4 protein-coding genes and 2 pseudogenes are annotated in these 6,627 nt (G+C 55.2%); all 6 read right to left on the bottom strand.

The window, feature by feature from the left end:
- Nucleotides 1-1,264: pseudogene (locus T18_RS28035) on the bottom strand (DUF3732 domain-containing protein); the annotation flags it as partial.
- Nucleotides 1,264-1,770: a three component ABC system middle component gene (locus T18_RS24225; protein WP_010892466.1), complete on the bottom strand. Its 507-nt coding sequence runs from the start codon at nt 1,768-1,770 to the stop codon at nt 1,264-1,266. The pseudogene T18_RS28035 and the gene T18_RS24225, both read right to left, overlap by 1 nt.
- Nucleotides 1,767-2,933, bottom strand: a complete 1,167-nt coding sequence (locus tag T18_RS24220; RefSeq protein WP_010892467.1) for an ABC-three component system protein — start codon at nt 2,931-2,933, stop codon at nt 1,767-1,769. Before T18_RS24220 ends, T18_RS24225 begins: the two co-directional genes overlap by 4 nt.
- A 214-nt stretch (nt 2,934-3,147) precedes the next feature.
- Nucleotides 3,148-3,948: a TIGR02391 family protein gene (locus T18_RS24215; RefSeq protein ID WP_040132276.1), complete on the bottom strand. Its 801-nt coding sequence runs from the start codon at nt 3,946-3,948 to the stop codon at nt 3,148-3,150.
- Entirely contained in the window at nt 3,945-6,281 is a 2,337-nt protein-coding gene (locus T18_RS24210; protein ID WP_040132279.1) for a type I restriction endonuclease, read from the bottom strand. The genes T18_RS24215 and T18_RS24210 overlap by 4 nt, the downstream gene beginning before the upstream one ends.
- 8 nt (nt 6,282-6,289) lie before the next feature.
- Nucleotides 6,290-6,627: pseudogene (locus tag T18_RS28030) on the bottom strand (hypothetical protein); the annotation flags it as partial.

The raw sequence follows: 6,627 nt of genomic DNA, 5'->3' as shown, positions 1-6,627 counted from the left end.
CCGCTTGCGTCCTTTCTGAGTCTTTTTCCAGGTTTGAAATTTCAGTGCGAACGCCGTTCAGCTGTTCCAAGGTTGTTTCGGCTGCGGTACGAAGCCGGAAGATTTCCTTATCAAGCGTATTTGAGAGTGTTGGATGCGTCCTCAATCGGATTTCAAGGCCATCGAGATTGTCGCAGAGCGCCAGGATCTTCTCCCGACCCCCTTCGCCAAGTGACACGATTGGATCTGTGACATCAGCCGAAAGACCCCTCAGCCAGTCCGCTAGTCCGATCCTATCCCTTTGAATCCGCATAGCATCGCCGTAGGCTTCACTACTTTCCACCAAGCGCCGCAACTCATTCAGCCTCTGGCGGTGCTCAGTGAGCTCTCCAGCTATTTCGGTCTCTGCCGTGCGCAGGTCGGCAAGACGAGCCAATGTGACGTCGATGCCTGGCAAGTTGGGGCGCGCTGATCTCCAATTGGATCCTGCGACCAGACGGAGAAGGTCGATTATGTCAGGCCATTCCTTTGGAAGCTGCGTGTCAGACGCAAGGATACCAAGCTCAATCGCCTGACGTAACCAGCCTAATGCTTCAGCCTTCCAAGCGTTGTTGGCAGAGTCGATTGTCTTAAGTTCAGTTTCTTTGCGACGCAAAGATCGCTGCAGGCGATCTAGTTCAAAGCGGGCTTGTAGAACGGTTGCCGTTACGGCGCCTAGAACATAAGGAAAAATCGTTTTGAGCTTTTCTCGATGCTCGGTTGTGTCGGCCTTAAAAAACATCACGTCGGGGTTCGCGACGATGTTTTGTGGCTGGAAAGAGAACGCCATCAGATCACGGAAGCTCGGCCTCGACTTGTAGCCGCCCTCGGCATTCGGCTCGAACTCTAGATCAGTTAGGCCCGACAATCTGTTCAGGGCTCTCTTGACGGTCTCGACGTTCGTGGTTTTGTCGGTAATTTCTGCTGGAACAGCGATCGCTGATCCCTCGAGGAACACCATGTCCCCCGTCGATTGCTGATCGCCTGGCTCGCGACGAGCAAGAAGCTTCTGGCCTTCGATTGTGTCGACGAGAACGCCAAACCAGCTGCAGTTTTCCCTAATCACGCCAACGGGGATGGTGCATTTATCCGAGCCGAGGCAGTAGTCGATGATCGGAACAACCGCCGATTTGCCCGTTTTAGAAGCTCCACTGATGACGTTCACAATACCAGGTTTGAAATCGACAACGCGGGGCTCACCACCCCGGCGGGGCCAAAGAATGAGCTTGATGATCTGAAAATACATTAGAATTCTACCTGCAATGTGCTCACGATCTGCCCTGCGGTCAGCTGGGAAAACCAGAGCCCCAGCTTTTCAGCTCCATTTCCGATGTCCTTGATCCGCTCTGGGACGACTGGCCGACGTGGTTTGGTATTGAGATCATTGGCGCGTAGCTTCGCCTCGGCGTAGTCGATCGATAAAAGTTTGGTCCCGACGCCAAGACTGACTGATTGGAGGCTCAGATTGCGAAGCAGCAGCGTGCGGTCGTGAATGGCCAAGATCTTTTCCCGCTCTTTTCCAAGCTTCGATCCAAAAAGGGCCAAGCCAGAGCTTTTCTGCGTCGCGATCAGGGTTTGAAGCGTCTCTCTATGCAGGACAATTGGAAGAACAAGGAAGGCCAATGCAAACGAAACGGGCCTCTCGTCAGTTAGTTGATGGCCCAGGCCGAACCGCCAGATCGAGTAGGCACCAAGGCCCGGATTTTGGACGATCTTAAGGTCGGTCATTGCGCTGTTAGGGGGAGCCGTCATTCGTCGTCCTCTAGAAGTACGGAAAAGTCCGGGTGCCAGCCGAGGCGACGGCTCTCTGAAAGCGCGTTAAATGACCCATGCACGAAATGCCCTGGAACAGCGCGGCCTTCAAACGGAGGTTGGAGTGAGGCGCATCGCCGGTAGACAATTCGCCCGCGCGTCTGGCCATCGTGGGCCGCGTGGGTGTCTGAGATCTCGCCGGCAATGAATTGATAGCGCCCGATCAGGTCTTCGTCCCAATCGCGGAGATTGGCCTCAAAAATCAGCCCACTTTCGCCCCACTTGGAAATGTCTGCTGCTGTTCGAAGATAATCGCTCACAGCCCTAACACGACCTTCAGCCGGAATTTCGATGAGCTCGAGTTGGCGGACAAAGGTCGGCCTCGACTGCAACACCTCCGTTACCGCTTCGCTCGATGGGTGGTCCGTCAGTGACGACAGAAACCCTGGAAGATTGTTCTTTTGTATGAATGCTCGGAGCTCTGCGCGAAATCGATCCGCATCTATCTTCGCCGGGAGTCCGGCGCGGATCATCCGGTCTGCCGCTTCTTTCGCAGCTCCAATGGCGCGCTCGCATATCAAATCGACGATCAACGGCGAAACCGTCGGCTTGAAGATCTCGCGGAGGGGGTCAACAGGATCGTCATCCTCACTAATGATACGCAGGCGGCTCACAAGCATTTGCCGATGTTCTGGATCGGCTTCTAAGAAACGCGCGACAAGTTGCTTACAGGCCGGCTTCTTCTTCATCCCGGCGAGGCGTGTTTTGATGGAATCGACAGCAATATCGACCTGATCGCCAGTTTTGGCTTCATGTAATAGTTTTGCAATCTCACCGAACTTAGCTGGGGTCACATAGAGCCGATACTGGATCGTCTTCGTGTCGAGCTCGCCTGCCGCGAGAAAGTCGAGCCAGTTGCAGAGGGTTTTCCAGAGATCCTCTGCCCAGTCGGTGAGAGGATTATGCTTCGTTGCACTTTTACATTGCTCCACTATGATCCTGCCGTCCGCCTGATGAACGGCAACATCGTCCAGCACTTCAAGCGATACCGTCGCTCCATCCGGGCATTTCATGAGATAATAGCAAAGTCGCACCGGCTGAAGCGAGTATCCCAGATACTGCCCCGCCGCTGTGTGTTTCGAAATTTGGCTGCGTACTCCCATGACACCCCCGCACCTACTAAATCAAAAGCTTAGAAGGCGTATCTATAGTGATAGACGATCGCTAATCTTTCAAGCTCAGATTGCGTCGCGCGGTCTGACATTAACACGTCGCTCGTGTCATTGCTTAATGTTTCCACCACCCAGAAGTTGTATCTCCGCCGTCAGTGAGAAAGATGCACGTGTCGAGAAACCGACCCAAGCACAGGGGCCACCTTCAAACCCGGGGCGGCATGATTGCCGCGTCGATGCGCCGGTGCATTAGAGAGACCATTGAAAACAGGTCCTCCGCATCCTCTTTCGACATCTGCCAATGGATCCTTGGCGCGTGGGCCGTCGTGTTGCGAAACATGCTGAATGTCCCTTTTACAAGGTTGGAGAACCCACGTTGCTCGCCTTTTTCGCTTTCGCTCTGGAGTTCGTTTATCGCCAGCATTGGTGCGTCCCCGCTAAAGGCGCGATCGACAAGAACGGCGCCATCGTCCGTTAGTCCCGTACGTTGCCGTATCTTGTCGGCGACACTTTTCACGGCCTCGAGAACTGCGTGGAAATAATTATCCACAAGAAGCTCTTCGCGGCAAAACCGCAGCACATCAGGGTGAACGCCGCGGCTTGTAAGATCGGCTCTCAACTCTAAGGCACGGCGGGTTGCTTGCGAAAGTGTTTCCGCGGCATCGACGGCGGCGAGTTCACCTGACGCCTTTACAGCCAGCCCGGCAAATGCCAAAGCGCGGTTAAGATTGAGCCTCATCGGTTCGAAGCGTTCCGAATCTCTGGCGAAGCGTTCAGGCTTCATCGCCTTGCGTATAAAAGCGATGATATGGGTTCGCTGCTTACGACTGTTCTGGTCAGAGGCGAAGGCATTGTACAGCCTATGACGCTTTGTCATCTGTGGATCAGTATCAACTATCTTGACCGTTGCCAGCAGGTGACCGATTTCGGAGCCGGTGAGGCCGTAGTCTGTATCACCCAATGCATCGGCGATCGCCTGAAGTTGAGATTGCGTGAAGGTTTTCATTTGCACCCCAAGAACGCGGGGCGGACGCGCTTGACAAGCACCTCCTTCGCCCAGGTCGAGAGATCTGCATCGGTCGAGCGCGCGACCATTTGCAATGCGATGTCGAGACGGGCTGTGAGATAGATGCTGTCGACTTCCATCGCCGCGGTGAGGAAGGAATCGCGAGCTTCCAATGGCTCGGTCGACAGATATCTCAGCATCGATTGGGTAATAGCCTCTACGACGCCGGCGTCATGACATATAAATTGGCCTCCGCCTTTACCGTCATGAACCGGCAGGGATTCGGCGAGCATATCGTTGCGCGATTGCCGCAACACGAAATCCGCAGTGCCGACAAGCAACAAAGCTTGAGGATCAAGCCGGTGTTGGCCGCTTTCGGTCTGGACCGTTAAGCGGCGCGATGCCAATTGTGAGAGGATTTGCCATCCGAAGACGTTTCCAATGGTTTCGCCGGGATCGTCTTCGGTGTCGATGGTGTGTTCTTCACCGTCGATCGTCAGGACCACAGAGCCGTCTTCCTGGGGGAGAAGCTCCAAATCGCCAACACCTTCGACCCAGCCTTGCAGGTGCTGGCCGGGATGTATCTGCTCTCTAAACGGCGTCATGTCCGCAAGTGCTCGAAACAACGGATACGGCAGGTCACGATTCACAGCGCCGAGATCCAAAAAAGCCTGAGCGGCAACTATGTCACCAAACAGAAAATTACTTGCAGCGCCGGCAAGCCACTCGGCCGCATCGACCGGATCATCGTCGGCACGCTCTCGTAATTCGATCGCCAAAAGTCGGGCCAATTCGCTTGCCAGCAGCTCGGGGAGGGTCACGTTCAGCATCGGCGTGTTCTCAGCCGATATCGATGGATTGAGGTAACCGCTCCGGATTAACCATTCGGTATCAGACGTGGACAAACGGCCTTCGAGTGTTTCCCGTCGAACGAAGTAACGACCCATGAGCTGAAGAGCCATCGAATATGGCTTTGTTTGATCCTGGGCATCCAGAACAATAGCTTGAGCAACGCCACGAAATCGGCGCCTGAGTTCTGGGTCCTTAAAATCCGCTCGCGCCTGAGCTATGACTTCCAGTCCGGGCACTGCCGGAAATACGGCTATACCCTCTCGCTTCCGTTTCACCCCCAGGACGTGTGTCACCATAGCTTGGAGGAGCCAAGCGCGACGCAGGTCTGGACTGTGCTCTCCTCCATCCATTATACCCATGCCGAGTTTTGCGAGGGCTTCCAGCGCCGCGACATACTCGCGATCTGCAAGATCAGTGACTTCAACAATCGTCGCGTGTCGACCAACGACAGACTCACGACGGCCATCCGAACTGGCCACCACCCGTCGAATTGCATCCTCATCCAGACCTACAACAATCCGCAGGCCAAGGCCGAACCTGCTCGACATCAGGTCTTCGATCATTCGAACATCATCACGGTCGTCGGGGTCGAGACGATCTATGGCGAGTATCAAACTTGGTCCATCGGTCCGAGAAATTTGACGCACCCAGTTTCGTGCCGCTTCCGGATCGACGTGCCAGTCGAGCGTGTCCGAGAGAAGGTCGGCAATCTTGCGGAAGATCTCGCTTGCACCGCACTCGAGGAATAAACCGCCAGCATCAAGCGTATCCGTTAGGCGGATAAGTTGTTCGAGAACGTTGGTTTTGCCGACGAGGGGTGGTCCGGAAACCAGCACCAGCCGGGATCTCCCTAGCTGATTTACGAGGCGCTGCGTAGCTAGTCGAAAAATCTTCAACGGGCCAAAGGGGCGGCGAGGATGGTCGGACGTTGCGGTCAATTCGCTCATAGCCGTCGCCGAAGCAACAGCAACAGCCTTCGTCCAAATTTGCGGGTCACTTCCCATCAGGGTAGAAATCGCGTCGTCGCGGTCGCCCGCCGCGACCTTTCCCGCGGACTTCATCAAAGCTTCGAACGCCTTCTCGTCAGGACTTTCTGCTTTGAAGGGCTGACCAGAGAAAGTTTCGATGATCTGCAGTTGATCGCCATTGGTCGCGACGACGAAAGGCGCCATGACGGGCAACAAACGAGCATAAGACAGGCCCTGCTTGCCATCGTCGTCGGTCACAGAGATATCGGGTCTCTTCAGCTCCAGAATTGCCACAGGCTTATCATCCAGCACCAAGAGGATGTCGGCCCGTCCCCGTTTGATCCAGCTTTCCCGCCCGTTGGCGGTGATCGTCGCATGCCCTAGGCGAATTGTGAATTCGATCTGATGCTGGATGCCCGCGGCGTTGAGGCGTGGAAATGCCTTCTCGATCGCTGCGGAAATCGCTGTTTCGAGATCGTATTCAGTCTGTTTTTTATCGGAATCGTCGCTCACGGAGCCTCCTATATCTGCGCTTCGCGGCGGCTAAGGCGTTCATGTTCAGCGATCAGGAACGTCAAGTAGCTGCGGATTAGGTTGCAGTAGAGCCGTGCCTCATCAATCTCGAGCGCAAGGCCCTCTTTAAGGTCGACCCCGTGACGAACGCCACCACCGGTCGGCGATGATAGATATCCGTGCAGGGTCATCATCCACTGAAAGATCTGGTCCTGGTGCCCCCGGCCGCGCTGGCGCAATTCCCCAATGATCTTGTTGAAGTATCGGCCCTGGATGGAACCGTCCAAAATCTCTTGACTTCGAAATGCCGTGGAGATCGTTTCCAGCAGCCAAAGGACCTCCTGGA

The sequence above is a fragment of the Rhizobium sp. TBD182 genome (assembly GCF_001950375.1).
GTDB lineage: Bacteria > Pseudomonadota > Alphaproteobacteria > Rhizobiales > Rhizobiaceae > Agrobacterium > Agrobacterium tumefaciens.
Note: the sequence above shows the minus strand (reverse complement) of the source record. Positions and strands in the feature narration are given on the sequence as shown.